Origin of the sequence: Roseateles sp., from assembly GCF_036486225.1 — a bacterium.
Lineage (GTDB): Bacteria > Pseudomonadota > Gammaproteobacteria > Burkholderiales > Burkholderiaceae_C > Roseateles.
Genome location: NZ_DASVNZ010000228.1, coordinates 1 through 26,069 on the forward strand (window position 1 = coordinate 1; position 26,069 = coordinate 26,069).

General features: G+C 69.4%; 24 protein-coding genes. 11 read left to right on the top strand and 13 right to left on the bottom strand.

The window, feature by feature from the left end:
• Positions 1-15 precede the first annotated feature (15 nt).
• Positions 16-798, bottom strand: a complete 783-nt coding sequence (locus VF536_RS15540) for a GntR family transcriptional regulator (protein ID WP_331615769.1) — start codon at positions 796-798, stop codon at positions 16-18.
• A 255-nt stretch (positions 799-1,053) separates the two neighbouring features.
• Here VF536_RS15540 and VF536_RS15545 point away from each other — a divergent pair, with 255 nt between their 5' ends.
• The 6 genes from VF536_RS15545 (at position 1,054) to acnB (ending at position 7,479) form a co-directional block, all read left to right on the top strand.
• Positions 1,054-2,040, top strand: a complete 987-nt coding sequence (locus VF536_RS15545; protein WP_067273725.1) for a malate dehydrogenase — start codon at positions 1,054-1,056, stop codon at positions 2,038-2,040.
• Between the two features lie 110 nt (positions 2,041-2,150).
• On the top strand, positions 2,151-3,161 hold the full coding sequence (locus tag VF536_RS15550) for an HpcH/HpaI aldolase/citrate lyase family protein (protein WP_331615770.1): 1,011 nt from the start codon (positions 2,151-2,153) through the stop codon (positions 3,159-3,161).
• A 179-nt stretch (positions 3,162-3,340) separates the two neighbouring features.
• Positions 3,341-3,910 (top strand): hypothetical protein, encoded by a 570-nt coding sequence (locus VF536_RS15555; protein ID WP_331615771.1) that lies wholly within the window; start codon positions 3,341-3,343, stop codon positions 3,908-3,910.
• 215 nt (positions 3,911-4,125) lie between these two features.
• Positions 4,126-4,395, top strand: a complete 270-nt coding sequence (locus VF536_RS15560) for an AbrB/MazE/SpoVT family DNA-binding domain-containing protein (protein WP_331615772.1) — start codon at positions 4,126-4,128, stop codon at positions 4,393-4,395.
• A 4-nt stretch (positions 4,396-4,399) separates the two neighbouring features.
• A complete protein-coding gene (locus tag VF536_RS15565; protein WP_331615773.1) occupies positions 4,400-4,834 on the top strand; it encodes a type II toxin-antitoxin system VapC family toxin in 435 nt (144 codons plus the stop codon).
• Positions 4,835-4,890: 56 nt separating this feature from the next.
• Complete coding sequence (gene acnB / locus VF536_RS15570) at positions 4,891-7,479, top strand: bifunctional aconitate hydratase 2/2-methylisocitrate dehydratase (RefSeq protein ID WP_331615774.1); 2,589 nt, start codon at positions 4,891-4,893, stop codon at positions 7,477-7,479.
• Between the two features lie 135 nt (positions 7,480-7,614).
• Here acnB and sodC read toward each other — a convergent pair whose 3' ends face one another.
• The 9 genes from sodC to VF536_RS15615 all read right to left on the bottom strand — a co-directional run bounded on the left by sodC (position 7,615) and on the right by VF536_RS15615 (position 15,812).
• Positions 7,615-8,154 (bottom strand): superoxide dismutase [Cu-Zn] SodC, encoded by a 540-nt coding sequence (gene sodC / locus VF536_RS15575; protein ID WP_331615775.1) that lies wholly within the window; start codon positions 8,152-8,154, stop codon positions 7,615-7,617.
• A gap of 73 nt (positions 8,155-8,227) precedes the next feature.
• The gene (locus VF536_RS15580) at positions 8,228-8,731 is read right to left on the bottom strand and encodes a tetratricopeptide repeat protein (RefSeq protein WP_331615777.1); all 504 of its coding nucleotides are present in this window, start codon (positions 8,729-8,731) and stop codon (positions 8,228-8,230) included.
• Positions 8,732-8,903: 172 nt separating this feature from the next.
• Entirely contained in the window at positions 8,904-9,650 is a 747-nt protein-coding gene (locus VF536_RS15585; protein ID WP_331615778.1) for an anti-sigma factor, read from the bottom strand.
• Positions 9,647-10,222 (bottom strand): sigma-70 family RNA polymerase sigma factor, encoded by a 576-nt coding sequence (locus VF536_RS15590; protein WP_331615779.1) that lies wholly within the window; start codon positions 10,220-10,222, stop codon positions 9,647-9,649. The genes VF536_RS15585 and VF536_RS15590 overlap by 4 nt, the downstream gene beginning before the upstream one ends.
• A 47-nt stretch (positions 10,223-10,269) precedes the next feature.
• Positions 10,270-10,872 carry a DUF3455 domain-containing protein gene (locus tag VF536_RS15595; RefSeq protein WP_331615780.1) on the bottom strand — a complete coding sequence of 201 codons (603 nt, stop codon included), beginning with the start codon at positions 10,870-10,872 and terminating at the stop codon, positions 10,270-10,272.
• A gap of 148 nt (positions 10,873-11,020) precedes the next feature.
• Positions 11,021-11,443, bottom strand: a complete 423-nt coding sequence (locus tag VF536_RS15600; protein ID WP_331615781.1) for a hypothetical protein — start codon at positions 11,441-11,443, stop codon at positions 11,021-11,023.
• 105 nt (positions 11,444-11,548) lie between these two features.
• The gene (katG, locus tag VF536_RS15605) at positions 11,549-13,738 is read right to left on the bottom strand and encodes a catalase/peroxidase HPI (protein WP_331615782.1); all 2,190 of its coding nucleotides are present in this window, start codon (positions 13,736-13,738) and stop codon (positions 11,549-11,551) included.
• A 179-nt stretch (positions 13,739-13,917) separates the two neighbouring features.
• Positions 13,918-14,802, bottom strand: coding sequence for a YbgC/FadM family acyl-CoA thioesterase (locus VF536_RS15610; RefSeq protein ID WP_414710390.1), 885 nt, complete (start codon positions 14,800-14,802; stop codon positions 13,918-13,920).
• The gene (locus VF536_RS15615; RefSeq protein ID WP_331615791.1) at positions 14,799-15,812 is read right to left on the bottom strand and encodes an alpha/beta hydrolase; all 1,014 of its coding nucleotides are present in this window, start codon (positions 15,810-15,812) and stop codon (positions 14,799-14,801) included. Before VF536_RS15615 ends, VF536_RS15610 begins: the two co-directional genes overlap by 4 nt.
• A 141-nt stretch (positions 15,813-15,953) precedes the next feature.
• On the opposite strand from VF536_RS15615, the gene VF536_RS15620 reads away from it, so the two are divergent.
• Positions 15,954-17,114, top strand: a complete 1,161-nt coding sequence (locus VF536_RS15620; protein ID WP_331615783.1) for an iron-containing alcohol dehydrogenase — start codon at positions 15,954-15,956, stop codon at positions 17,112-17,114.
• Between the two features lie 72 nt (positions 17,115-17,186).
• Entirely contained in the window at positions 17,187-17,774 is a 588-nt protein-coding gene (locus VF536_RS15625) for a TetR/AcrR family transcriptional regulator (protein WP_331615784.1), read from the top strand.
• Between the two features lie 172 nt (positions 17,775-17,946).
• On the opposite strand, the gene VF536_RS15630 is transcribed toward VF536_RS15625, so the two are convergent.
• Positions 17,947-19,674: an IlvD/Edd family dehydratase gene (locus VF536_RS15630; protein ID WP_331615785.1), complete on the bottom strand. Its 1,728-nt coding sequence runs from the start codon at positions 19,672-19,674 to the stop codon at positions 17,947-17,949.
• 7 nt (positions 19,675-19,681) lie between these two features.
• Positions 19,682-20,701 (bottom strand): tripartite tricarboxylate transporter substrate binding protein, encoded by a 1,020-nt coding sequence (locus tag VF536_RS15635; RefSeq protein WP_331615786.1) that lies wholly within the window; start codon positions 20,699-20,701, stop codon positions 19,682-19,684.
• A 150-nt stretch (positions 20,702-20,851) separates the two neighbouring features.
• Between VF536_RS15635 and VF536_RS15640 the strand changes: the two genes are divergently transcribed.
• The 3 genes from VF536_RS15640 (at position 20,852) to VF536_RS15650 (ending at position 23,995) form a co-directional block, all read left to right on the top strand.
• A complete protein-coding gene (locus tag VF536_RS15640; RefSeq protein WP_331615787.1) occupies positions 20,852-21,742 on the top strand; it encodes a LysR family transcriptional regulator in 891 nt (296 codons plus the stop codon).
• Between the two features lie 150 nt (positions 21,743-21,892).
• Positions 21,893-22,858, top strand: a complete 966-nt coding sequence (locus VF536_RS15645) for a tripartite tricarboxylate transporter substrate-binding protein (protein ID WP_331615788.1) — start codon at positions 21,893-21,895, stop codon at positions 22,856-22,858.
• A 135-nt stretch (positions 22,859-22,993) separates the two neighbouring features.
• On the top strand, positions 22,994-23,995 hold the full coding sequence (locus tag VF536_RS15650; protein ID WP_414710391.1) for a Bug family tripartite tricarboxylate transporter substrate binding protein: 1,002 nt from the start codon (positions 22,994-22,996) through the stop codon (positions 23,993-23,995).
• 19 nt (positions 23,996-24,014) lie between these two features.
• Here the strand turns inward: VF536_RS15650 and VF536_RS15655 are convergent, their stop codons facing one another.
• On the bottom strand, positions 24,015-25,865 hold the full coding sequence (locus VF536_RS15655; protein ID WP_331615789.1) for a M66 family metalloprotease: 1,851 nt from the start codon (positions 25,863-25,865) through the stop codon (positions 24,015-24,017).
• Positions 25,866-26,069 lie beyond the last annotated feature (204 nt).

The following is a 26,069-nucleotide window of genomic DNA, read 5'->3' on the forward strand; positions in this document are numbered from 1 at the left end:
CGCAACGCGAAAGCATCAGTTCAGGCTGTTGCGATAAAAGTGGTGGGAAGTGTTGTAGAGACCGCGGCGCAACTCCACCGGCTTGTCGCCGTAGGTGAAGGAGAGCCGCTCCACGCTCAGCAGCGGGCTGCCGGGCGCTACCTGCAGCAGCGCGGCGGCGTCTGCCTCCGCCGCGACCGCACGGATCTTTTCCTGCGCCCGGATCATGGGCACGTTGAATTCGGTTTCGAGCAGGCTGTAGAACGGGCCGCGATGCTCGAGCAGCCGCTCGGTCGTCAGTCCCTTGAACAGCGCGCCGGGCAGCCAGATGTCGTCGAGCACCACCGGATGGCCGCCGCTGTGCAGCAGGCGGCGGATCTCGATCACGGGATCGCCGGCGCGCAGCTGCATCAGCTTGGCGATGAAGGCCGGCGCGCGCTGGCGCTTGCAGTCCAGCAGCTGACGGCCGAGCGACGAGGCCTCCTCGGCGTCGGGCGTCAGGCGCAGGAAGCGGTATTGCTGCTGCTGTTCCGCATGGGTGGCGACGAAGGTCCCCTTCCCCTGCTTGCGGACCAGCAGGTTGTCGGCGGCGAGTTCGTCGACGGCCTTGCGCACGGTGCCCTGGCTCACCCCGAAGCGGGCCGCCAGATCCATCTCGCTGGGGATGGTCTCCCCCGCCTTCCACTCGCCGGCCTGCAACCCCTTCAGGATCAGCCCCTTGATCTGGCGGTACAGCGGGCTGAACGACGGCGCGGCTTCCGCGCGCGCCAGCTCATTGAGCGGCGTCACGGGGTGGACCGGGGCGGCGGGGGGCGACATGGGGCGCGATTCGAGCACAAACCCGGAGACAGCGTCCACCCTGAGGAGGGAGTCCGACCGTATTAGTCTTATATAAGACAGAAGAGTGTCAGTTTCGCGCAATGCGGAGGCGCTACTTTTGGGGGCAGCTCCCCACACCGGTGGGCGAAGAAGACCCTATCGCGATCCGTGCCGAGGCCGTGCTGTCCTACACTTGCCGCCGCTGGCGCGGACTGCGCCTCACGCATCATTCACTCGCACTTCTCGGAGACCCTGATGAGCAAGAAACCCGTTCGCGTCGCCGTCACCGGCGCCGCCGGCCAGATCGGCTATGCCCTGCTGTTCCGCATCGCTTCCGGCGAGATGCTGGGCAAGGACCAGCCCGTCATCCTGCAACTGCTGGAGATCCCCGACGAGAAGGCCCAGAACGCGCTCAAGGGCGTGATCATGGAGCTGGAAGACTGCGCCTTCCCGCTGCTGGCCGGCATCGAGGCCCACAGCGACCCGATGACCGCCTTCAAGGACACCGACTACGCCCTGCTGGTCGGCTCGCGTCCGCGCGGCCCGGGCATGGAACGCGCCGAACTGCTGTCGATCAACGGCGCCATCTTCACCACGCAGGGCAAGGCCCTGAACGCCGTGGCCTCGCGCAACGTCAAGGTGCTGGTGGTCGGCAACCCGGCCAACACCAACGCCTACATCGCGATGAAGTCGGCCCCGGACCTGCCGGCCAAGAACTTCACCGCCATGCTGCGCCTGGACCACAACCGCGCCGCCTCGCAGATCGCCGCCAAGACCGGCAAGCCGGTGGCCGGCATCGAGAAGCTGGCCGTGTGGGGCAACCACTCGCCGACGATGTACGCGGACTACCGCTTCGCCACCATCGACGGCCAGTCGGTCAAGGCCCTGATCAACGACGAAGAGTGGAACCGCACCACCTTCCTGCCGACCGTCGGCAAGCGCGGCGCCGCGATCATCGCCGCCCGCGGCCTGTCGTCGGCCGCCTCGGCCGCCAACGCCGCCATCGACCACATGCGCGACTGGGCCCTGGGCACCAACGGCAAGTGGGTCACGATGGGCATCCCGTCGGACGGTTCCTACGGCATCCCGAAGGAAGTCATGTTCGGTTACCCGGTGACGGTCGAGAACGGCGAGTACAAGATCGTCCAAGGCCTGGAGATCGACGAGTTCTCGCAAGCCGCGATCAAGAAGACGCTGGACGAGCTGCTGGAAGAGCAAAACGGCGTGAAGCATCTGCTCTAAGCACGTGATGCCATGCGGAGGCCTCTCGGGGCCGCCCCGCTGAGCGACACTCGATGGGCCGACCTTCGCAAGAGGGTCGGCCCTTCTTCTTTCCAGTTTTCGCCCACCCCATGACCACCCTCCTCACTCCCGCCCAGGCCCTGTTCGAAGAAGGTCAGGCACCCGTCGTGCTGCCCGTCGTCGACCACTACTGCGGCGTCGAGGCGCGCATGATCAAGAGCCTGGAGCTGCAGGTGCGCATGGGGCCGGTGTTCGACATCACGCTGGACTGCGAGGACGGCGCGCCGGTCGGCGGCGAGGCCGAGCACATGCTGCTGGTGCTGCACCTCCTGAACGGCCCGCTGAACGCGCATGGGCGCGTGGGCGTGCGGGTGCATCCGTTCAAACACCCCGCCTTCGAGGCCGACGTCGAGGCGGTGATCGCCGGCGGCGGCGAGAAGCTCGCGTTCCTGATGATCCCGAAGCCCGAGGGGATCGATGATCTGAGCCACGCCATCGCCTTCATCGACGACTGCCTGAAGCGTCACGCGATCAAGAAGCCGCTGCCGCTGCACACGCTGATCGAGACCCACGGCGCGTTGCGCGACGTGATGGCCATCGCCGCGCATCCGCGCATCGAGTCGCTGTCGTTCGGGCTGATGGACTTCGTCTCCGCGCATCGCGGCGCGATCCCCCGCTCGGCGCTGACGGTCGAGGGCCAGTTCACGCACCCGCTGGTGCAGCGCGCGAAGCTGGCGATCTCGGCCGCGGCGCACAGCTACGCCAAGACGCCGTCACACTGCGTCGTCACCGAGTTCAAGAGCGAGCGCGCGATCCAGTCCGCCGCCGAGCGCGCCGCGCGCGAATTCGGCTACACGCGGATGTGGAGCATCCACCCCCACCAGATTCAGCCCATCATCGACGCGTTCTCGCCCAGCGTCGCGGAGATCGACGAAGCGATCGACATCCTGCGGGCGGCTCAGGCCGCGGAGTGGGCGCCGATCCAACACCGGGACATGCTCCACGACCGCGCGAGTTACCGACTGTTCTGGCATCTGCTGCAGCGCGCCCACGGCACCGGCCAGCACCTCCCGACAGAGGTGGAACAGGCTTGGTTCGCACCGCGTCCGTCACCGCTCTGACCCGGTGAAGACCCTAGCGTTGCTCAACGGTTTGACACATTAAAACCCCACTTCAGGGGACGTGCCCGCAGTCACAATCGCGCATCGCCGAACCCCGGCGCTTCGTTTTTCCGGCCATTGCTTCGGCCGGTGATCCAAGGCCCTTCAGGTCCCCCAGGTCCAACTTCCACGCTCCTCCCATGCGACTGACCGCCCTCCTCCTCTCCGGCGCCGCTGCTGCCGCGCTCACGCTGACCGCCGGCATCGCCGCCGCCCAGCCCGCCACCAACGCTCCCGCCGCCAAGCCCGCGCCGGCGAAGCCTGCCGCTGCCAAGCCCGCCGCGAAGACGACCACCGCCAAGAAGGCCGCCCCGGTCAAGGCCCCGCCGCCCCCGCTGCCGGAAGCGAACGAGGAACAGCTGGCCGCCGCCAAGCGCGCCTACCTCGGCCTGTACGAGTGCGAGTTCAAGCAGTCGATCACGATCGAACCGAACGCCAAGGACGTCGGCTACATCAACGTGGCCTTCAAGAAGGACACCTTCGTGATGAAGCCCGTGCTGTCGACCACCGGCGCCCTGCGCCTGGAAGACGTCACCGGCCGCACGCTGATGGTCCAGATCGCCAACAAGTCGATGCTGCTGGACGTGAAGGCCGGCCAGCGTCTGGTCGACGACTGCGTCCACCCGGAACAGCGCGCCGCGATCGAAGCCGCGCGCGCCTCGTCGGCCCCGGCCGGCGGCGGTCTGGGCATCACGCCGAGCGCGCAGTAAAGCGCTCCCGCGCCTCTCAAAGCCGCCCTCGAGGCGGCTTTTTGTTATCCATACCGCGCTGGTCGGGCTTCGGGCCTGGCACTGGCTTTCAGAACCCGAAAGTACGTACAATTCATGCATACTTTCTGATTCATACCCACGGTGCGCTGACGTACTGAACGGTCATGAATCCGCCAGAGTCGTCGCCTCATCTCCCAGCATCGCCAGGAGCCCGCATGGAAGCCACCGTCGCCGAACGAGGTCAGATCACCCTGCCCAAGGCCGTCCGCGACGCGCTGGGGCTGACCAAGGGCACCACGCTCAAGGTCGAGCTCGACGGCGCGCGCATCATCCTGCGCAAGAACGTCGACGACGCCATCTCCCGCGCCCGCGGCCGCTTCAAGCTGCCCGAGGGCACCGCCACCGACGACGTCATGCGCGACCTCCGCGGCCGGGCCCCGGATGAGGCGACCGAAGAAACCACGGACGACGGCAAGGCCGCCTGAACCGATGATCGCCGTCGACAGCTCCGTCCTCATCGACCTCCTGGGCGACGCGCCCGGCGCGGACGCGGCCGAGGCCGCGCTGCGCCTGGCGCTGTCTAGCGGTCCGGTGGTGCTGTGCGACGTCGTGCTGTCCGAGGTGACCGCCGGCCTGGGCCACGGCTCGGAGGTGATGGACGCGCTGGAGGAGATGGGCCTGAGCTTCCTGGCCATCGACCAGCGCGCCGCGATCCGCGCCGGCGAGATGCAACGCAAGTTCAAGCAACGGCTGGCGCAGAAGAACGCGGACAAGGGGGCGGATGCCGCCTCGTCGCGCGCCATGCCCGACTTCCTGGTGGGCGCGCACGCGATGCTGCAGTGCGACGGCCTGATCACCCGCGACCAGGGATTCTTCCGAGACTATTTCAAGGGCCTCAAGGTCATCGTGCCCAGCGCGCCGTGACCGACGACAGACCCGTTTTTCCGACCCAAGCAAAGACCACAGAGACTGGAGTTCGCATGCTGCAAGCCTACCGCCAACACGAAGCCGAACGCGCCGCGCTCGGCATCCCGCCGCTGCCACTCGACGCCAAGCAGGTGGCCGAGCTGATCGAACTGATCAAGACCCCGCCCGCCGGTGAAGGCGCCTTCCTGCTGGACCTGCTGACCCACCGCGTGCCCCCAGGCGTGGACGACGCCGCCAAGGTCAAGGCCAGCTTCCTGGCCGCCGTGGCGCACGGCGACCTGAAGGTCGAGCTGATCTCCAAGGCCAAGGCCACCGAGCTGCTGGGCACCATGGTCGGCGGCTACAACGTGCATCCGCTGATCGAGCTGCTGGACGACGCCGAAGTCGCCGGCGTCGCCGCCGAGGGTCTGAAGAAGACCCTGCTGATGTTCGACTACTTCAACGACGTCGCGACCAAGGCCAAGGCGGGCAACGCCAAGGCCCAGGAAGTGATGAAGAGCTGGGCCGACGCCGAGTGGTTCACCTCGCGCCCTGAAGTGGAAAAGAAGATCACCGTCACCGTCTTCAAGGTCCCCGGCGAAACCAACACCGACGACCTGTCGCCGGCGCCGGACGCCTGGAGCCGCCCGGACATCCCGCTGCACTACCTGGCGATGCTGAAGAACACGCGTCCCGACGCGGCCTTCAAGCCCGAGGAAGACGGCAAGCGCGGCCCGATGCAGTTCCTGGAGGAGCTGAAGAAGAAGGGCCACATCGTGGCCTACGTCGGCGACGTCGTCGGCACGGGTTCGTCGCGCAAGTCGGCGACCAACTCGGTGATCTGGGCCACGGGCCAGGACATCCCCTTCGTCCCGAACAAGCGCTTCGGCGGCGTGACGCTGGGCGGCAAGATCGCGCCCATCTTCTTCAACACGCAGGAAGACTCGGGCTCGCTGCCGATCGAAGTGGACGTCGGCGGCCTGGAGATGGGCGACGTCATCGACGTGCTGCCCTACGACGGCAAGCTGGTGAAGAACGGCCAGACCGTCGCCGAGTTCAAGCTCAAGAGCGACGTGCTGTTTGACGAAGTCCGCGCCGGCGGCCGGATCAACCTGATCATCGGCCGCTCGCTGACCGCCAAGGCGCGTGAGTTCCTGGGCCTGCCGGCCTCGACGCTGTTCCGCCTGCCGCAGGCGCCGGCTGAAACGAAGGCCGGCTTCACGCTGGCGCAGAAGATGGTCGGCCGCGCGGTCGGTCTGCCTGAGGGTCAGGGCGTGCGTCCGGGCACCTACTGCGAACCCAAGATGACCACCGTCGGTTCGCAGGACACGACCGGCCCGATGACCCGCGACGAGCTGAAGGACCTGGCCTGCCTGGGCTTCTCGGCCGACCTGGTGATGCAGTCCTTCTGCCACACCGCCGCGTATCCGAAGCCGGTCGACGTCAAGACGCACCGCGAGCTGCCCGCCTTCATCTCCAACCGCGGCGGTGTCTCGCTGCGTCCGGGCGACGGCGTGATCCACAGCTGGCTGAACCGCCTGCTGCTGCCCGACACCGTCGGCACCGGCGGCGACTCGCACACGCGTTTCCCGATCGGCATCTCGTTCCCGGCGGGTTCGGGCCTGGTCGCCTTCGGCGCCGCCACCGGCGTGATGCCGCTGGACATGCCGGAATCGGTGCTGGTGCGCTTCAAGGGTGAGATGCAGCCGGGCGTGACCCTGCGCGACCTGGTCCATGCGATCCCGCTGTACGCGCTCAAGGCCGGTCTGCTGACCGTCGCCAAGGCCGGCAAGAAGAACATCTTCTCGGGCCGCATCCTGGAGATCGAAGGTCTGCCCGACCTGAAGGTCGAGCAGGCGTTCGAGCTGTCCGACGCGTCTGCTGAGCGCTCGGCCGCCGGCTGCACGATCAAGCTGAATCCGGCGCCGATCAAGGAGTACCTGAGCTCCAACGTCGTCCTGATGAAGAACATGATCGCCGACGGTTATGCCGACGCGAAGACGCTGCAGCGCCGCATCGAGAAGGTCGAAGCCTGGCTGGCCAAGCCCGACCTGCTGGAAGCGGACAAGGACGCCGAATACGCGGCCGTGATCGAGATCGACCTGGCCGACATCACCGAGCCGATCGTCTGCTGCCCGAACGACCCGGACGATGCCAAGGTGCTGTCCGAAGTCGCCGGCACCAAGATCGACGAGGCCTTCATCGGTTCGTGCATGACCAACATCGGTCACTTCCGCGCGGCGGCCAAGCTGCTGGGCGGCCAGCGCGACATCCCGGTCAAGCTGTGGGTCGCGCCGCCGACCAAGATGGACCAGAGCGAGCTGATCAAGGAAGGCCACTACGCCGCCTTCGGCACGGCCGGTGCGCGCACCGAGATGCCGGGCTGCTCGCTGTGCATGGGCAACCAGGCGCAGGTCCGCGAGGGCGCGACGGTGATCTCCACCTCCACGCGCAACTTCCCCAACCGTCTGGGCAAGAACACCAACGTGTTCCTGGGCTCGGCGGAACTGGCCGCGATCGCCTCGCGCCTGGGCCGCCTGCCGACCAAGGAGGAGTACCTCAAGGAGATGGGCGTGATCGACGCCGACAAGGCCAGCGTCTACCGCTACATGAACTTCGATCAGATCGAGGAATACGCGGAAACGGCCAAGACGGTCGCGTGATGCAACGAGCGACCTGACGGTCGCTCGACTTGGAGGTCGGCGGGGGATTTTGAGTCCCCTGACCCCTCGCCAAGGAACAAGGGCCCGGAGGTGCGAACCTCCGGGCCCTTTGCATTGCGCTCGTGTTGGAGGAACTCAGCCGCCGATGACGCCACAGGCGACGCGGGCTCCGCCACCGCCCAGCGGCGCGGGATGGTCGGAGTGGTTGTCGCCGCCCATGTGGACCATCAGCGCGTGGCCCTTCACCTCGTCGATCTTCTTCAGACGCGGCGAGAGCACCGGGTTGGACGACTGGCCGTCATGTCCGACATACAGCGGCGGCAGGTCGCCGAGGTGGCCGTCGCCCCACGGCTCGCCGTGGTGCTTGCTGCCCAGCGGATCGAAGTGGCCGCCGGCGGCGCCGGCCGGCGTGACCGTGCCGTCGGCCGCGGTGGACGGCGCGCACGACGGCTTCTCATGCACGTGGAAGCCGTGCACGCCGTGCGGCAGTCCGCTCAGTTGCGGATAGAACGCCAGGCCGTAGGGCGTCTCGACGATGCGCACCGTGCCGGCGGAGGCGCCGGGGCCGTCGGGCTGGGCCATGGACAGATTGACGGTCAGCTCGGCCGCGTGGGCGACCGACAGGGCGGCGCCGGACACGAGCAGGCCCAGGCACAACGACTTCACGAGGTTCATTCAAAGCTCCTTGCGGGGGAACGAGAGAGGGGTCAACAGGACAGCGGGGACCGGAACAGTGGAAGCCGGCGGCTTACCAGTTGCCCTTGGCCACGTACTTGTTGCCGTTGGCCTGGTAACGCGCAATGGCGTCCTTGAGTTCCGTGTGCTGCTCGCAGGACGACTTGCATTCGGCGGCCAGCGAGGCCAGACGGGCCTGCGCCTTCGGCAGATCGCCCTTCATCAGGTAGAGCTCGCCGGAGTACTCCAGCGTGTTGCGGTGATGCGGATCGATGCGCAGCGCCTCGTCGTAGTAGCGCTCCGACGCCGCCAGATCCGGATTGCTGGCCTTGCGCGACACGTAGCCCATCAGGTTGTTCCAGTCCGCGCTGCGGCGGTCGTCGACGCGCTTGAGTTCGTCGCGCGCCGCTTCCCACTGACGCGCCTCGATCAGCTGGCGCGCGGTGGCCAGGCGGTTCACCGCCGGCGCGGGGGCGGCCGATGGCGGCGGCGCCATGTCGGCGGCCTGCGCGGATTGCAGGGAACCGGCCAGCGCCCAAACGGCAGCGACCAGGGACAGCAGCTTCATCGTCTTCATGTGTTGCTCCTCGAGCGTGTTGCAGGACATCCTGCTTCTAGACTTACGGGACTGTGATGACGGCGGACGCACCGGCTTCGAGATTTCGATGTAACGATTCGTCGAACGCACCAGGCTTTGCGCCGCCCTCACTCGGATTTCAGCGGGAGTTCAGCCGGATCTCAGCCGAACCTCACCACACCTTGACGCACGCCCCTTCGAGCACGAAAGCCGAAGGTGTCGCCGGTGCGGGACCTTCACCCGCCTCCAGGCTGATCGCCACGCGACCCACGCTGAAGAAGAGCTTCTCGGACTCGGCCGGCAAGGCGATCTGCGTCTGGCCAGACGGCGACACCGTGCCGACGATGAACGGCGCGCCGTCCTTCGGGATGGCCCACAGCGTGGCGCGTCGACCTTCAGGCACGGCGATCGGACGCAGCACCTTCACGGTGAGCAGCTTGCCGTGCCGCTTCGAACTCACGACGACGGACGGCGGCGCGGCCGCTGCGCTGAGCACGCCGACATAACTCGCCGGCAATGCTTCCGAAGCGGGCTCCAGGCCCACCGTGGTGGGCAGCGTCTTGACGAGCACCACCGCGAGCAGCATCCCCGCGAGGACGCCGCCGGCGGCGCGGCCGGTGAGCCAGCCCAGCACGGTGCCCAGGACGCCTTGGGTGTCGCCAGTCCGGGTCTGACCCGTTGCCTGGGTTCGTGGGAACAGACGCTGCTCGATGCCCTGCCAGGTCGACACGGGCGGCTGGATCGGCACCGGCGCGCGCTCCATCACCGCCAAGCGTTGCTCCCATTGCGCGACCGCGGCGGCGATCGGCCGGGAGTCGCGCATCAAGGTGACGAAGCGGCGTCGCGCAGGTCCTTGCAGCGTGCCCAGCACGTACTCGCGCGAGAGGTGCTCCACCAGCTCGGGTCGGTGGTAGTTCATGGCGCGACGACTCCCCCGGCTTCGAGGCAGGCCTTGAGCCGGTCCAGGCCCCGGCGCACCCACGCTTTGATCGTGCCGAGCGGCGCCTGCAGCGCCTCGGCGATCTCGGTGTGGACCATGCCGCGGTAGTACGCCAGCGCGAGCGCCTGGCGCTGCTGCGCCGACAGCGCCTGCATGCAGGCGCCGATGCGCGCGTCGGCCAGGTTCTGTTCGAGCAGTTGCAGCGGTTCACCGGCCGCGTCCGCCGGAACGGCGAGCGCTTCTTCGTCCAGCTCGACCGACTGCTCGTCCTCGTTGCGGCGCGAGCGCAGCAGGTCGATCGCCTTGTTGCGGACGATGTTGATCATCCACGTCATCGGCGTGCCGGCCTCGGGGCGATAGGTCTGCGCGTGATGCCAGATGCTCACGTAGGCCTCCTGGAGGTTTTCCTCCGCGCGCTGTTCATTCCTCAACATACGCAAGGACACGGAGAACAGATGCGAGCTCGTCAGGCGGTAGAGGAGCTCGAAGGCCGCGCGGTCGCGCAGCGCCACGCGGGCCATCAGTTGGGGGAGGTCTTGATTCGCTTGCATCACCGGGCGTTACTGCGAGGACCCGGGATGATCCGCCAAGATGGCGCTCACCGCGACGGGGCGACACCCCAAAAGAGGTAGTCGGCGCTGTAGTCGACGCGCACGGTCCGGGCGGCGGCCGCGGCGACGCAGTCCTGGGCCGGCGGCGCGACGCCGCCGACGGTGCTGATGCGCTGGACGGCCTCGACAGGATCGAGGCCGCCGGCGCCGCTGCGCGACTTCACTGTCAGCAGCAGCCAGGGGATGGCGCCCGCGGTCGGCGACGGAGCCGAGGCCTTGGCCTGCCCGACGATGCGGGAACCGTCCTCGAGGCGCCAGAAGGGACCGGCGCCGTGATCGCCGACCTTGGTGCCGCGCGCGTCGAACAGCGTCGCTTCAGGGCCGCGGAACTGCCATTCCCAGGCGCCACCGGCGCCCTGCGCGCATTCGTAGATCTGGACGCCGACGGCGTGAACCTGCAGGAGCTTGCGCGAGCCGTCCGCGGGTCGCAGCGCCGCGGGGATCTCCGGGTCCTTCACCGCCATGGCGGAGGCCGGGTCCGGCAGCCGGGCCAGGACTTCAGCGGACGGTCGGGAGGCCTGCGCGCCCGCGCTGGCGCCGAGCGCGGCGACGGTGAGCAGGGACAGGACGAAGGGGGTGGCACGCGGCATGGAAATCTCCTGGGTCGGTGGGAGGAAGGCGCGGCATCGATGCCGCACATCATCCACTTACGGAGACGGCGCCGGCTTGGATGCAGCGCGATGACGACGACGATGGTCCGCAGCGAAGGCCCGTGGCGACAACCGGCGGCGAGGTCCTTCAGAGCGCGAGCCTCAGGGCTTCCGCCCTCGCCAGATGCACCCTCACGCGGCTCTCCAGCCAGGTGTGTCGATGACTGCCCTGAGGCGGCGCCAGTCGCTCGAACAAGCGGGCATACGTCGCGCTGAGTGTCTCGAAGCCCCGGGCCAGCCCCTCACAGTCCGCCGGCGATGCGCCGCCAGGAAAAGGCGCATCGATCGCGTTCAGGAGGCAGCCGCCCATCACCGCCATCTGGCGGGTGCGCCGGTACTCGCCGGCCAGGCCCGCCACGAGCACGTCGGGACGGCGCACACCGATGCGTCGCAGGCGTCGTTGCGCTTCAGGACCGGCGCACGCCTCGCCGACCTGCCGGAGCTCGGCCAGCACCTGGTTCCACAACGCACGAAGCTCCTCGCCGACCTCGTCGGAAGGATCGATGACCATCGTTGTCTCCTGCGGTCTTCGTTGTTGCGCCGCGGCCCGTCGAGGGGCTGCGGCCGGCGGCGAGCCGCCTCCACCGGCATCCCGGCGGAGGCGCTCGCCGCGTCTTCAGGCGAGATCGAAGCGATCGAGGTTCATCACCTTGGTCCAGGCGGCGACGAAGTCCCTGACGAACCGGCCCTGCCCGTCGCCGGCCCCGTAGACCTCGGCCAGCGCGCGCAGCACCGCGTTCGATCCGAACACCAGGTCGACACGGGTGCCGGTCCAGCGCGGTGCGCCGGTCTCGCGGTCGCGGCCTTCGAACAGATCGGCGTCCTGTGCATTCGCCCGCCACTGCGTCGACATGTCCAGCAGGTTGACGAAGAAGTCGTTGGTCAGCACGCCGGGCCGCTGCGTGAAGACGCCGTGCGAGGCCGTGTCCACATTGGCTCCGAGGACGCGCAGGCCGCCCACCAGCACGGTCATCTCGGGCGCGCTCAAGGTGAGCAGCTGCGCCTTGTCGATGAGCAGCTCCTCCGCAGACACGGTGAACCTGGCCTTCTGGTAGTTGCGGAAACCGTCCGCGACCGGCTCCAGCACGGCGAAGGACTCGACGTCGGTCTGGTCCTGCGTCGCGTCCGTGCGCCCCGGCGTGAAGGGCACCGTCACGGCATGGCCCGCGGCCTTCGCGGCCTGCTCGACGCCGGCACCGCCGGCCAGCACGATCAGGTCGGCGAGCGAGACCTTCTTGCCGCTGCCTGCCCGGTCGGCGTTGAAGCCGCGCTGGATGGCGCCGAGCACCGTCAGCACGTCCGCCAGCTGGCTGGGCCGGTTGACGGCCCAGTCCTTCTGGGGCGCCAGGGCCACGCGCGCGCCGTTGGCGCCGCCGCGCTTGTCGGAACCGCGGAAGGTCGAGGCCGAAGCCCAGGCCGTGGACACCAGCTGGGACACGGTGAGTCCCGAGGCCAGCACCCGCGCCTTCAGCACGTCGATGTCGCTGTCGTCGATGAGCGGATGGTCGACCGCCGGGATGGGGTCCTGCCAGAGCAGCGTTTCCTTGGGCACCTCGGCGCCGAGGTAACGCGCACGCGGTCCCATGTCGCGGTGCGTCAGCTTGAACCACGCCCGCGCGAAGGCGTCGGCGAACTGCTCCGGATGGGCCAGGAAGCGCCGCGAGATCCGCTCATAGGCCGGGTCGACGCGCAGCGACAGGTCGGTCGTCAGCATCGTCGGCGCATGGCGCCGGGTCGGGTCATGCGCGTCGGGCACGGTGCCCGCGCCCGCGCCGTCCTTCGGCTGCCACTGATGGGCGCCGGCCGGGCTCTTCGTCAGTTCCCATTCGAAGCCGAACAGGTTCTCGAAGAAGTTGTTGCTCCACGCGGTGGGCGTGGTGGTCCAGGTCACTTCCAGGCCGCTGGTGATCGCGTCGCCGCCATGGCCCTTGCCGAAGCTGTTCGCCCAGCCCAGGCCCTGCGCCGCGAGATCGGCGCCCTCGGGCTCCACGCCGACGTGGGACGCGGGACCGGCGCCGTGGGTCTTGCCGAAGGTGTGCCCGCCGGCGATCAGCGCGACGGTCTCTTCGTCGTCCATGGCCATGCGCGCGAAGGTCTCGCGGATGTCCCGCGCCGCGGCGAGCGGATCCGGCACGCCGTTGGGACCTTCGGGGTTCACGTAGATCAGGCCCATCTGCACGGCCGCCAGCGGCCGCCGGAGTTCCCGGTCGCCGCTGTAGCGCTGGTCATCCAGCCACTTGGCTTCGGCACCCCAGTTGATGTGGTCCTCGGGTTCCCATTGGTCGACGCGACCGCCGGCGAAGCCGAAGGTCTTGAAGCCCATGGACTCCAGCGCGACGTTGCCGGCCAGGATCATCAGGTCGGCCCAGGAGATCTGCTGACCGTACTTCTGCTTGACCGGCCAGAGCAGGCGACGGGCCTTGTCGAGGTTGCCGTTGTCGGGCCAGCTGTTCAGCGGGGCGAAGCGCTGCTGACCGCCGCCGGCGCCGCCGCGGCCGTCGGCCGTGCGGTAGGTCCCGGCGCTATGCCAGGCCATGCGCACGAACAGCGGGCCGTAATGCCCGAAGTCGGCCGGCCACCAGGGTTGCGAGTCCGTCATCAGCGCGTGCAGGTCGCGCTTCACGGCCGCGAGGTCGAGGCGCTTGAACGCCTCGGCGTAGTTGAAGTCCTCGCCCATCGGGTCGGACTTGCTCGAGAGCTGCCGCAGGACGGTCAGGTTCAGCTGGTTGGGCCACCAATCGCGGTTGGTCCGCGCCACGGGCGCGCCGCCGTGTCCCGTCACCGGGCACTTGCCTTCTTCACTCATCGCTTCTCCAGATTTTCTGCCATGACCCGCGTCGACCGCCCATCGAGCCTGGGCTCGACGCGGGGTTTCTTGTTCCCCTGGGATGTCAGGGGCGGGGGTCAGTATTTGCTATCGACTGTCAGCAAGCCATTTGCAAATGCTAATGACTCGGATAGCGGCAGACTTGGAGAAGTGGAGGTTCAGAGTCCGCGCACCATCTCCACGTGCGCGATCCCGGCTTCCTCGAACACCGGCCCGCGGCGCTGGAATCCCGCGCGCGTGTAGAAGCCCTCGGCGCTGAGCTGCGCGTGCAGCAGCACCTCTCGGTAGCCCTGCGCCCTGCCCGCCTGCATCAGCGCGTCCAGCACCTGGCGGCCGACGCGGCTGCCGCGCATCGACGACAGCACCGCCATGCGCCCGATCTTGGCAACACCTGGCACGTGCTCCAGCAGCCGGCCCGTGGCCAGCGGCCGGCCCAGCCGGTTGTAGGCCACCGCGTGCGTGCAGCTGTCGTCGGCGGCATCCCATTCCATCTCGGCGGGGATCTTCTGCTCCTCGACGAACACGGCCTGCCGGATGCGGTGCGCGTCCTCGCCCACCGTCGCCCAGTTGCCCACGCGGGCCTCGGTCATCGCCTCGCCGCGCTCGAAGCCCAGCAGCAGCTCGCGCAGCGCCTGCGGCACCGCCTTGGGGAGGCGCACCGCCGGGTCGGCGAAGACGTAGACCAGCTCGCCGTGCACCAGGCACTCGTCGCCGCGGAACACCGCGCAGCTCACCGTCATCGAGGTCGTGCCGACGCGCTCGGTGCGCACGCCGATGTCGAGCAGCTCGTCGTAATGCGCCGAGCCGAGGTACTCGATCGTCGACTTGCGGACGAACAGATCGCCCTCCAGCGACTGCATCGTCGGCGCGTACGGCAGCGCCAGCGCGCGCCAGTAGCCGCCGACCGCCGTGTCGAAGTAGGTCAGGTAGTGGCCGTTGAAGACGATCTGCTGCGCGTCGATCTCGGCCCAGCGCACGCGCAGGCGCTCGAAGAAGCGGAAGCGGTCGCGGCTCATGCCGGCATCGGTGGCGGTGGTGCTCATGCGGAAGCCCCAGTCGGGGTCGAAGAAGTCGTCGTCTCGGGAACGGGAATGGGAACCGGCGCCGGCAGGCCGAAGGCCGTCCTCAGCGCGTCCGCGCAGGCATCCAGCGCCTGCTCGGCCTCCGGAATGCTACGACCCATCTTGATGAAGTCGTGCGTCACGCCGCGGTACAGCTCCAGCCGCACCTCGTTGCCGTTGGCGCGCAGCAGGTCGGCGTAGGCGATGCCTTCGTCGACCAGCGGATCGGCCTCGGCCAGGATGAGCGTCGCAGGCGCCAGATCCCCGTGGTCCTCGGCCTGCAGCGGCGCGAAGCGCCAGTCGTCGCGCTGTGCCGTCGGGATGTACTGGTTGAAGAACCACGCGATCGTGTCGGCGTCCAGCAGATGGCCCTTGGCGAAGCGGCGATGCGAATCGGTGTCCGCATGCGCGGTCGCGCCGGGCGTGATCAGCAGCTGCATCACCAGCGACAGGCCCAACCGGTCACGGATGTCGCGCGCATGCAGCGCCGTCACCGCGGCCAGCGTGCCGCCGGCGCTGTCGCCGCCGACGGCGATGCGCGCCCGGTCCAGGCCCAGATCCGCAGCCGCGGTCGCCAGCCATTCCAGCGCCGCCCAGCAGTCGTCGACGGCCCCAGGGAACGGATGGTCGGGCGCCAGGCGGTAGTCGACCGCGATCACCGCCGAGCCCGTGCGCAGCGCCAGCTGGCGGCACAGGCTGTCGTGGGTCTCGAGGCTGCCGATGACGAAGCCGCCGCCGTGGAAATACAGCAGCACCGGCAGGCCGCGGGCGTCCCGCGCGGCGGCGTCCTCGCGGGTGAGCGGCGCGTACAGGCGCGCGGCGATGTCGCCGGCGGGACCGGGGATGGCCAGGTTCTCGATGCGCGGCAGCGGCGCCCGCGGCAGGTCCAGGATCTCGGCCCCCATCAGGTAGGCGATGCGGGCCTGCCGGGGCGTGAGGCTGTGGAACGACGGACGGTTGGCGCGGTGGATGCGCTCCAGCACCGCGGCCATCCGCGGTGTCAACAAGGTGCTACTCAACGGGAACTCCAGGGCGTAGGCTCGGCTGTTGCCAAGCCGCAATCGCGGGATTTTCCCAGACAACGCGGACCGCCGCCGGGGCGGCCCGCCATCACCAGGCAAAGGACCTCGCCCATGGCCCTGATCCAGTACCTCACCCACATCCACCTGGAGGCCGGCGCGCGCCGGCTGATCGGCGCGGAATGCGCGCGCGCCGGCATCGCCAGGCCGCAGATCGTGACCGACGCGGGCGTGCGCGCCGCCGGCGTGCTGGACCTGGTCCTCGAGGCCTGGACCGCCTCGCCGATCGCCGCGGCCGCCCTGCCCGTCTACGACGGCACGCCGCCCAACCCGACCGAGGCCGCGGTGCGCGAGGCCGTCGCGTTGTTCCACACCCACGGCTGCGACGGGCTGATCGCGGTCGGCGGCGGCTCGAGCATCGACCTGGCCAAGGGCGTCGCGATCGCCGCGAGGCACGACGGCCCGCTGACGCACTTCGCCACCATCCTCGGCGGCGCCGGCAACATCACGGACAGGGCCGTGCCGCTGATCGCCGTGCCGACGACGGCCGGCACCGGCTCCGAGGTCGCGCGCGGCGCGATCATCATCGTGGACGACGGCCGCAAGCTCGGCTTCCACAACTGGGCGCTGATGCCCCGGTCGGCCATCTGCGATCCCGAGCTGACGCGCAAGCTGCCCGCCGCGCTGACGGCGGCGACCGGCATGGACGCGATCGCGCACTGCATGGAGACCTTCATGTCCTCGGCCTTCAATCCGCCGGCCGACGGCATCGCGCTCGAAGGCCTGCGCCGCGGCTGGCGCCAGATCGAGCGCGCCACCACGCATCCCGACGACATCGACGCCCGCCTGGACATGATGGCCGCGAGCACGATGGGCGCGCTCGCCTTCCAGAAGGGGCTGGGCTGCGTGCATTCGCTGAGCCATGCGCTCGGCGGGCTGATGCCGAAGCTCCACCACGGCACCTTGAACGCGGTGTTCCTGCCGGCGGTGATCCGCTTCAACGGGATGCACGACTCGATGCGGCGCGACGACAAGATCGCCCGCATGGGCCATGCGATGAATCTGCAGGAGGGCACGCCGGCCGACGAACTCGCCGGCGCGGTCAAGGCGATGAACCAGCGCCTGGGACTGCCCGCGGGCCTGGGGGCGATGGGCGTGACGGTCGACCTCCACGAGCAGATCGTCGAGCGCGCGCTGCACGACCACACCCACAAGACCAATCCGCGCGAAGCCTCGGCCAGCGACTACCGGAAGATGCTGGACGAGTCGATGTGAGGCGCCCCGACGCCCCCTACCAACTAGTAGACAACCGGTAGAATGGCGCCTCGTTCATTCGAATCGGGCCCCATGACCGTCGAGCTTTCCCCCAAGGCCGCCGAGATCGTCGCGCACACGCGTTCGCTGCTGGTCTCGGGCGGCTACAACAGCTTCAGCTACGCCGACCTGGCCGAACGGGTCAAGATCACCAAGGCCAGCATCCATCATCACTTCCCGAGCAAGGCGGTGCTGGTGCAGCGCGTGGTGGCGCTCTATCGGGAAGAAGCGAGGAACGGCCTCGCCGGCATGGTGCAGAAGATCAACAACCCGGTGGCGGAGCTCAACGCCTACGCGGACTACTGGGCCGGCTGCATCCGCAGCGGCGAGCACCCGTTCTGCATCTGCGCGATGCTCGCGACGGAAATGCCGACCATCCCCGAGGAAGTGGCGGTCGAGGTGCGCGGTCATTTCAATGACCTGAACACCTGGCTCGCCGGCGTGCTCAAACGCGGTGCCGCCGCCGGCCAGTTCCACCTCGGGGGTACCCCGGCGAACTCGGCGCGCGCGTTCATGGCGATCGTGCACGGCGCGATGCTGATGGCCCGCGCGGTCGATGACCCGAAGGCGTTCGGCGCGATCGTGCAGCCGGCGATCGTCAAGTTGACCCAGCCGGGCTGACTGCCCAGACCGCGCGCGCTGCGCGCGCCCCTCACCCCTACCCTCTCCCGCAAGCGGGAGAGGGAGCAAGAAGGGTGGCGCCGCCAGTTCAGCTCGGTGCATTCTCACTCCCTCTCCCGCTAGCGGGAGAGGGCGGGGGTGAGGGCCAGCGGCGGTGGAAGTGCAGAAGCCCTCAGCGGTCCTCGGGCGCCTTGCCTGTGGTCTTCACCGCGCGCAGGAAGTCGAAGTCCACGCCCTGGTCCGCCTGCGTGACCGTCTGCAGGAACAGCTTGCGATAACCGCGCTCCGCCGTCGGCTCGACGACCGGGTTCTCCGCGGCGCGTTTCGCGAGCTCCTCGTCGGAGACCAGCAACGCGATCTCCCGCTGCTTCACGCTCAGGCGGATGCGGTCGCCGTTGCGCACATGGGCGAGCGGGCCGCCCACCGCCGCTTCCGGCGTCACATGCAGCACGATGGTGCCGAAGGCGGTGCCGCTCATGCGGCCGTCGGACACACGCACGATGTCCTTCACGCCGGCCCGCGCCAGCTTGCGCGGGATCGGGATGTAGCCCGCCTCGGGCATGCCCGGCGCGCCCTTCGGTCCGATGTTCTTCAGCACCAGGATGTCGTCGGCGGTCACGTCGAGATCGTCGCCGTCGATGCGCGCCGCGAGGTCCGCGCTGTTCTCGAAGACCACCGCCCTGCCCTCGTGCTCCATGAGCTTCGGATCCGCCGCCGACTGCTTGATGATCGCGCCGCCCGGGGCCAGGTTGCCACGCAGCACGGCCAGGCCGCCCTGCGGATAGATGGGCCGGTCGAACGGACGCACCACGTCCTGCTTGAAGCCCTCACCGGCGCGTTCGATCTCCTCGCCCAGCGTCCGTCCGGTGACCGTCAACGCCTCCAGGCGCAGCAGCGGCTTGAGCTCGCGCAGCAGCGTCGCCATGCCGCCCGCGTGGTGGAAGTCCTCCATGTAGTGCTGACCCGACGGCTTCAGGTCGAGCAGCACCGGCGTCTCGCGCCCGAGGCGATCCAGCCCGGCGAGGTCGATGTCGATGCCCATCCGACCCGCGATCGCGGTCAGGTGCACGATGCCGTTGGTCGAGCCGCCGATCGCAAGCAGCACGCGCAGCGCGTTCTCGAACGCGGCCGGCGTGAGGATCTTGTCGATCGTCAGTCCCTTGCGCGCCAACTCCACGGCCTGCGCGCCGGTCTGCTCGGCCACGCGGATGCGATCCGCCGTGACGGCCGGCGGCGAGGCGCCGCCCGGCACCGTCATGCCCAGCGCTTCCGCCACGCAGGCCATCGTGCTGGCCGTGCCCATCACCGAGCACGTCCCCACGCTGGCGACGAGCTGGTTGTTGACGTCGGCGATCTCCTGGTCGTCGATCTCGTCCGCGCGGTACTTGCCCCAGTAGCGGCGGCAGTCGGTGCAGGCGCCGACGCGCTCGCTCCGGTGGCTGCCGGTGAGCATCGATCCGGTGATCAGCTGGATCGCCGGAATGCCCGCCGAGGCAGCACCCATCAGCTGCGCCGGCACCGTCTTGTCGCAGCCGCCGATCAGCACGACCGCGTCCATCGGCTGCGCGCGCACCAGCTCCTCCGTGTCCATCGACATCAGGTTGCGCAGGTACATGCTGGTCGGGGCCGAGAAGCTCTCGTGCACCGAGATCGTCGGGAAGTCCATCGGCAGCCCGCCGGCAAGCATGATCCCGCGCTTCACCGCCTCCAGCAGCTGCGGCATGTTCCCGTGGCACGGGTTGTAGCTGCTGCCGGTGTTGGTGATGCCGATGACGGGCCGGTCCAGCGCGTCGTCGGTGTAGCCCGCGCCCTTGATGAAGGCCTTGCGCAGGAACAGCGAGAAGCCCTGGTCGCCGTAGTTGGTGAGGCCCTTCTTCAGGCCCTTGGGGGTATCGCTCATGAGAGGCTCACTCGTCTGCCTTGATGTTGGCCGCGGCGATGACCTTGGCCCATTTCGTCACTTCGCCCTTGAGGCGCTCCTGCGAGGCCGCCGGCGTCAGCGGCGCCTGCGCCACCACGCCCTGCTGGGCCAACTGTGCCAGCACCTCGGGCTTCCTGAGCGCCTTGTAGATCTCCGCATTCAGGCGCGACACGACCTCCGGCGGCGTGCCCGCCGGCACCAGCACGCCGAAGGTGGAGGTCACCAGCAGGTTGGGGAAACCGGCCTCGGCCGTGGTCGGCACGTCGGGCAGGCTGGGATCGCGCGCGGCGGCCGCCACCGCCAGCGGCGTGAGCTTGCCGCCCTTGATGAACTGCAGCACCGCCGGCACGGTTTCGGCCATGAACTGGAGCTGGCCGGCGATCAGGTCGGTGACGGCGGGGCCGCTGCCGCGGTAGGGGATGTTCTCGGTGGCGAGCTTGCCCTGCAGCTTCAGCATCTCCGAGGCCATGCGCTGCGGCGCGCCGGCGCCGGACGAGCCGAAGGACACCTTGCCCGGATTGGCCTGGATGTAGGCGACGAGCTCCTTGAGCGACTTGGCCGGCACGCCGGTGTTGGCCACGAAGACCAGCGGCACGCTGCCGACGACGGCGGCGGTCTGGAAGTCCTTGACCAGGTCGTAGCGGACCTTGCCCTTCTCCAGGGTCGCGATGGTCGAGTGCGAGGTCATCGCGCCCATGAGGATCGTGTAGCCGTCGGGCGCGGCCTTGGCGACGGCCTGCGCGCCGAGGTTGCCGCCCGCGCCGGCGCGGTTCTCGACGATGACCTGCTTGCCCAGCCCGACGGAAAGCTCCGCCGCGAGGATGCGGCCGATGATGTCGGTCGCGCCGCCGGGCGAGAACGGGACGATCATCGTGATGACCTTGTCGGGCCAGGTCGCCGCGGCGGCGGGGCCGCCCAGGGCGAGCGAGGACGCCGCGACGCCTGCCGCGGCGGCGAGGACCTGGCGTCTGTCGACACCGGATTTCGGATGGGACGAGCGGGGCATGTTGTCTCCTGGCCGGGTGGATGGCGTTGTTGTGGGTCGCATGTTTCGTCAAACTCGACCTGAGAACAATTTGCTTCCCATTGCTTCAGAGCAAAAAATTCCTTATGTTCCGGAGCGCCGGCCGGGACCGGCGCGACGAAGGACGACGGGATGGATCTGCGCTACGTACAGAGCTTCGTGACGACGGTGGAATGCGGCTCCATCGCGGAGGCCGCCCGGCGGCTGGACATGACCGCGCCGGCGGTCGCCGCGCGGCTGAAGGCGCTGGAGGACGACCTCGGCACGGCGCTGATCCGACGCTCCGGGCGCTCGGTGAAGCCGACGGCGGCGGGGCTCAACATCTTCGACCGCGCCCGCAACATGCTGCGCGAGGAGCGCGACCTGCGCGCGCTTGCCAACGAGAAGGTGCAACTGGGCGAACTGCGACTGGGCGCTTTCGTCTCGGCGCTGACGACGGTGCTGCCGCCGGTGCTGCGGCGCCTGTACGAGAGCCACCCCGACCTCTCGGTCTCGGTGGTCTCCAACGCGTCGACAGAGCTGGTGCGGATGGTGGCGGCCGGCGACCTCGACGCCGCCGTCGTCGTGGAGCCGCAGTTCGCGATCCCCAAGACCTGCGAGTGGCGCGAGCTGATGACCGAGCCGCTGGTCGTGGTGGCGCCCGAGGCGCTGGCACGGCGCGACGCGCACGACCTGCTCCGCACCGAGCCCTTCATCCAGTACGACCGCTCGGTGCTGGGCGGACAACTGGCAGACCGCTACCTGCGCCAGCAAGGCCTGACCCCGCGACGCCGGCTGGAGATCAACGGCCTGATGTCCATCGCCGCGATGGTGGACCAGGGCTTGGGCATCTCGCTGCTGCCGGACTGGTCGGCGCTGTGGTCGAGCGGTCTGGCGATCCGGAAGGTGCCGCTGCCCGCCACGGCGCCGGTCCGCAAGAGCGGCTTCGTCTGGAGCGCGCAAAGCCCGCGCGCGCCGTTGGCGCGGATGTTCCTGGAGCAGGCGGAGGCGTTGTTCGCGTCGAAGGGGAAGCGCAAGCGCTGAGCTTTTCAGCCATGCCGCCCCGGCATAACAGCTAGCGCCGTTCCGGCATTGGTCGCGGCGGGGTCCCCGACCAGAATGCGCGCGGGCGGATCTTCCCGGTCCTGCCCTCCGCGCGCCGTCCCCCGGCGCCGATTCCCCCACAAGGTCCCCATGAAGAGACAAGCATTCCTCTGGGCCGGCGCCGCACTGGCGTTCGCCGCTCCGCTCGCGTTCGCGCAGACCCTCCCGCCCGGTCCCGTCAAGATCGTCGTCGGCTACTCCGCCGGCGGCGCCGTGGACGTGGTCGCCCGCGCCGTCGCCGTGCGGCTGCAGACCGAGCTGAAGCAGCCGGTCATCGTCGACAACAAGCCCGGCGGCGGCAGCAACATCGCCGCCCGCGGCGTCGTCACCGCGCCGGCCGACGGCGCCACGCTGCTGATGGCCGCCAACGCCGTCGCGGCCAACATGGCCCTCTACCAGCCGCCGCCCTACGACGTGGAGAAAGACCTGGCCCCGGTCGCCCTGATCGGCCGCGTGCCGGTCATCATCGCGGTCAACCCCGAGTCGCCCTACAAGACGCTCGCCCAGCTCATCGAGGCCGCCAAGGCCAAGCCGGAATCCGTCGGCTACGCAACGCCGGGCAACGGCTCCACGCCGCATCTCGCGGTCGAGCTGTTCGCCAGCGCCGCGAAGATCAACCTGATGCACGTGCCCTACAAGGGCGGCGCCCAGGCGCTCACCGATGTCATCGGCGGCCAGGTGCCCGTCGTGGCGCTCAACGCGCTCGAGATCCTGCCGCACTGGAAGAGCGGCAAGCTGCGCCCGCTGGCCGTGCTGAGCGCCAAGCGCTCCGCCCTGTTTCCCGACGTGCCGACGATCGCGGAGTCCGGCTTCCCCGGCTTCGAGGCCTCGGTCTGGTACGGCCTGATGGCGCCGGCCGGCACGCCCAAGCCGGTGCTCGCCGCACTGAGCGCCGCCGCCGTCAAGGCCGCCCAGTCGCCGGAAGTGAAGGAACGCCTGGCCCAGGCCGGCGGCGAGAGCACGCCCGGCGATGCCACCGCCTTCGCCAAGCACCTGCACGCGGAACGCGAGCGCTACACGAAGCTGATCACCGCCGCCAAGATCAAGCCGGACTGAGTCAAGCCGGATTGATTCGAGCCCGATTGAAGCCCGGGCGATCTGCGCGTCCGCCGCGCGGATCGCTCGGGTAATCACGCTTCGCCCCCTGCGGGGAATCGACGTCTCATGACTCCCACAAGATCAGGAGACGTCATGACCCATCCCCGCTTCACGCACGGCCGCTCGCGCCGCGCGTTCATCACCTCCGCCGCGATCAGCGCCATCGGCCTGATGGGCGCCCTCCCCGCGCTGGCGCAGGACTTCCCCTCGAAGCCGATCCGCTTCATCGTGCCCTACGCGGCCGGCGGCACGACCGACCTGGTCGCCCGCACCGTCGGCGCGCACATGGCGCAGACGCTGGGGCAGGCCGTCGTCGTCGAGAACCGCGGCGGCGCCGGCGGCAACCTCGGCATGGACGCCGTCGCCAAGTCCGCACCCGACGGCTACACGGTCGGCATGGGCGCCATCTCCACCAACGCGCTCAACCCGCACATCTACAAGAAGATGGCCTTCGACCCGCGCAAGGACTTCAGCGCGATCGGGCTGCTCGGGAACTCGACCATCGTGCTGGAGGTCTCGCCGTCCGTGCCGGTCAAGACCGTCGCCGAGCTGCGTGCGCACGCCGCCAAGAACCCCGGCATGCCGTTCGGCACCGCTGGCGCTGGCACCTCGATGCATCTGGCGGGCGTGCTGTTCGGGCAGCTCAGCCACACCGAGTGGGTGCACGTGCCCTACAAGGGCAGCGCGCCGCTGATCACCGACCTGATCGGCGGTCAGATCCCGGTCGCCTTCGACAACCTGCCCGCGTCGCTGCCGCACATCCAGGCCGGCAAGCTGCGCGCGCTGGCCGTCGCCGGCTCGCAGCGCAACCCGGCGCTGCCGGATGTACCCACGCTCGCCGAGGCCGGCCTGCCGGGTTATGCGATCGAGCCGTGGTTCGGCGTGTACGGGCCCGCCGGCTTGCCGGCGCCCGTCGTGCGCCGGCTGGAACAGGCGCTGAAGGCCGCGCTCGCCGATCCGGGCGTGAAGGAGAAGCTGATCGCCGCCGGCTTCTCGCCGAAGTCCTCGACCGCCGCGGAACTCGCGACGCTGTCGGCGACGGAGTACGAGCGGCTCGGCAAGGTGGCGCGCAGCGCCAACATGTCGGCGGACTGAGCGCCCTCGCCGCGCTGCCTCAGCGCGCGGGCCGCTTCACCGCCGCGCCCGCCTTGCACGACGCGGTGTCGAACTGCGTCGTGCCCGGCGCGCCCTTGCCGCCGGTGGCGCCGTCCGCCGGCGTCCATTCGTTCACCAGCGGCAGGCTGCCGCCGAAGTCCGCCGCGGCCATCGCGGTGAAGCGCGTCTGCCACTGCGACCCATGCGGCGTGCTGAACAGCTGCACCTTGGTCAATCCGCCCCGGCCCGTCGGCAGGTTCACCGCGTAGGTCGCGAAGTTGTCGCCGCTCGTCGAGTCCTTCGCGCCGCGCTTGTAGCCGGTCGCATCGTTGGGACGGTTGAAGTCGCGATAGCCGATCGGCAGCAGATGCCGCAACACGGTGCCGTCCGCATAGGTCGCCACCAGCGTGTAGTCGCAGCCGTTGTACACGCAGTAGTAGCCGCTCCAGCCGCCCGGCTTGTCGCTCAGGATGCGGTCGATGTCGGCCTGCACCGTCGGGTCCATGCGCTGCGGCAGGTTGCCGGTCCACGCCGGCGTCACCACCATCGTGTTGGCGGTCGGCGCCAGGTTGAAGTGCGACACCGTGCCGATCACCGTCTGCACCTGCTGGTCGAGCTGCAGCACGTCGGTGCCCGCACGCGCGCGGTCGTCGTTGGAGACCTTCTCGAACGCGCCCGTCGTGCGGTTCCAGCGCTTGTAGCCGCCGTCGAAGCTCGCGTCCGGGAACAGCTTGTCCAGGAAGCCCTGCTGCATGATGGCCGCCTGGTAGTCGGAGAACGCGTTCCACCGGTACGTCTGCGCATTGCGGTCGTCGTCGCCGCCGGACATCGGCGTGCGCTGGTAGCAGACGCCGCCCACGGTGCGCGCGCCGCAGTCCTGGCCGCTGAACTCGCGCGTCGTGAGCAACTGCTGCTTCACGCTGTCGAAGCCCCAGCTGGAGCCGCTCTTCGTGCCCATCGGATACGGATCGTCGCCCGCGTCCGCGGCGGCGTCCGCATGCGGCAGCCCGTAGGCATGGCCCATCTCGTGGTTGAAGATCGCCGAGTAGATCGTGTCGGGCCGGTAGTCTCCGCCCGACACGGCCACACCGCCGCCGCCGAGTCCGCCGCCGGTCGAGGCCGCGACCTGCTTGCCGCCGGTGATCGTCTGGACGAAGCCGTAGAAGCCCGCCGCGAACGAACCGTCGCGGTTGCCCGTCCAGCCGCGCATGTCGCCGAGGATGCGCAGCATGCGCGCGTTGGTGTCGCCGTCGATGGCGCGGTAGTCGGCCCACGAGGAGACCGTCATCGCCGGATAGCAGAACCTGTCGTCGTTGCGGCCGGGCACCGCGAGTTGATCGATCGTGACCGCGCCGGCCACGCGCGTGTCGAGCTTCGCGATGGGGAGCTTCTCGCGGTACTCGACGTCGATCGCATAACCGGCCGTCGACGCGACGCCGAGCTTGAAGTCCGCCACGACCGACTGCGCCGCGCGGGCGCCGAAGAGGTACATCGGGACGGTGTGATGCTTGAGCGTCGTCGCCGGCGTGACCGTCAAGGCGACCTTGCGCGGCGATGAGAAATCGACGTTCCCGACTTCCAGCGTCGCACCGATCTGCAACCACTCGCGAGGCAGCAGCGCGCTGTACTTGACCGTCGAGTAGGCGGCACCGCCGCCGTCCGCCGCGGGCAGCTTGCCCGGCGCGTTCATCGTCAGCGGACCCAGCGTGCGGCCGTCCGCCAGCTTCGCGCGCACGACCAGCGTGGTCACGCCGCCGGCCGGTTCCAGCATCAGCAGCGCGGGGCGATCGGCCACCAGCTGCAGCTTGCGGCTGGTGTTGTTCTTGACCTCGTTGGGCGATTGCAGCGTGCGGCCGCCCGCCGGGATCACATGGGTCTGCGCCAGTTCGACGCCGCGCAGCTCGGGCGTCGGGGCCGGTGCGGGCGCAGGCGCAGGCGCAGGTGTGGGCGCGGGCGCAGGTGCGGGCGCTGGTGCTGGTGCTGGTGCAGGCGCCGGTGCAGGCGCCGGTGCAGGCGTCGGAGCAGGTGCAGGCGCAGGCGTCGGAGCGGGTGCAGGTGCAGGCGTCGGAGCGGG

What these genes read in the sequence shown, in the direction of transcription:
- VF536_RS15540 (WP_331615769.1), bottom strand. Translation starts at nt 798, where the DNA reads ATGTCGCCCCCCGCCGCCCCGGTCCACCCCGTGACGCCGCTCAATGAG.
- VF536_RS15545 (WP_067273725.1), top strand. Translation starts at nt 1,054, where the DNA reads ATGAGCAAGAAACCCGTTCGCGTCGCCGTCACCGGCGCCGCCGGCCAG.
- VF536_RS15550 (WP_331615770.1), top strand. Translation starts at nt 2,151, where the DNA reads ATGACCACCCTCCTCACTCCCGCCCAGGCCCTGTTCGAAGAAGGTCAG.
- VF536_RS15555 (WP_331615771.1), top strand. Translation starts at nt 3,341, where the DNA reads ATGCGACTGACCGCCCTCCTCCTCTCCGGCGCCGCTGCTGCCGCGCTC.
- VF536_RS15560 (WP_331615772.1), top strand. Translation starts at nt 4,126, where the DNA reads ATGGAAGCCACCGTCGCCGAACGAGGTCAGATCACCCTGCCCAAGGCC.
- VF536_RS15565 (WP_331615773.1), top strand. Translation starts at nt 4,400, where the DNA reads ATGATCGCCGTCGACAGCTCCGTCCTCATCGACCTCCTGGGCGACGCG.
- acnB (WP_331615774.1), top strand. Translation starts at nt 4,891, where the DNA reads ATGCTGCAAGCCTACCGCCAACACGAAGCCGAACGCGCCGCGCTCGGC.
- sodC (WP_331615775.1), bottom strand. Translation starts at nt 8,154, where the DNA reads ATGAACCTCGTGAAGTCGTTGTGCCTGGGCCTGCTCGTGTCCGGCGCC.
- VF536_RS15580 (WP_331615777.1), bottom strand. Translation starts at nt 8,731, where the DNA reads ATGAAGACGATGAAGCTGCTGTCCCTGGTCGCTGCCGTTTGGGCGCTG.
- VF536_RS15585 (WP_331615778.1), bottom strand. Translation starts at nt 9,650, where the DNA reads ATGAACTACCACCGACCCGAGCTGGTGGAGCACCTCTCGCGCGAGTAC.
- VF536_RS15590 (WP_331615779.1), bottom strand. Translation starts at nt 10,222, where the DNA reads ATGCAAGCGAATCAAGACCTCCCCCAACTGATGGCCCGCGTGGCGCTG.
- VF536_RS15595 (WP_331615780.1), bottom strand. Translation starts at nt 10,872, where the DNA reads ATGCCGCGTGCCACCCCCTTCGTCCTGTCCCTGCTCACCGTCGCCGCG.
- VF536_RS15600 (WP_331615781.1), bottom strand. Translation starts at nt 11,443, where the DNA reads ATGGTCATCGATCCTTCCGACGAGGTCGGCGAGGAGCTTCGTGCGTTG.
- katG (WP_331615782.1), bottom strand. Translation starts at nt 13,738, where the DNA reads ATGAGTGAAGAAGGCAAGTGCCCGGTGACGGGACACGGCGGCGCGCCC.
- VF536_RS15610 (WP_414710390.1), bottom strand. Translation starts at nt 14,802, where the DNA reads ATGAGCACCACCGCCACCGATGCCGGCATGAGCCGCGACCGCTTCCGC.
- VF536_RS15615 (WP_331615791.1), bottom strand. Translation starts at nt 15,812, where the DNA reads ATGGCCGCGGTGCTGGAGCGCATCCACCGCGCCAACCGTCCGTCGTTC.
- VF536_RS15620 (WP_331615783.1), top strand. Translation starts at nt 15,954, where the DNA reads ATGGCCCTGATCCAGTACCTCACCCACATCCACCTGGAGGCCGGCGCG.
- VF536_RS15625 (WP_331615784.1), top strand. Translation starts at nt 17,187, where the DNA reads ATGACCGTCGAGCTTTCCCCCAAGGCCGCCGAGATCGTCGCGCACACG.
- VF536_RS15630 (WP_331615785.1), bottom strand. Translation starts at nt 19,674, where the DNA reads ATGAGCGATACCCCCAAGGGCCTGAAGAAGGGCCTCACCAACTACGGC.
- VF536_RS15635 (WP_331615786.1), bottom strand. Translation starts at nt 20,701, where the DNA reads ATGCCCCGCTCGTCCCATCCGAAATCCGGTGTCGACAGACGCCAGGTC.
- VF536_RS15640 (WP_331615787.1), top strand. Translation starts at nt 20,852, where the DNA reads ATGGATCTGCGCTACGTACAGAGCTTCGTGACGACGGTGGAATGCGGC.
- VF536_RS15645 (WP_331615788.1), top strand. Translation starts at nt 21,893, where the DNA reads ATGAAGAGACAAGCATTCCTCTGGGCCGGCGCCGCACTGGCGTTCGCC.
- VF536_RS15650 (WP_414710391.1), top strand. Translation starts at nt 22,994, where the DNA reads ATGACCCATCCCCGCTTCACGCACGGCCGCTCGCGCCGCGCGTTCATC.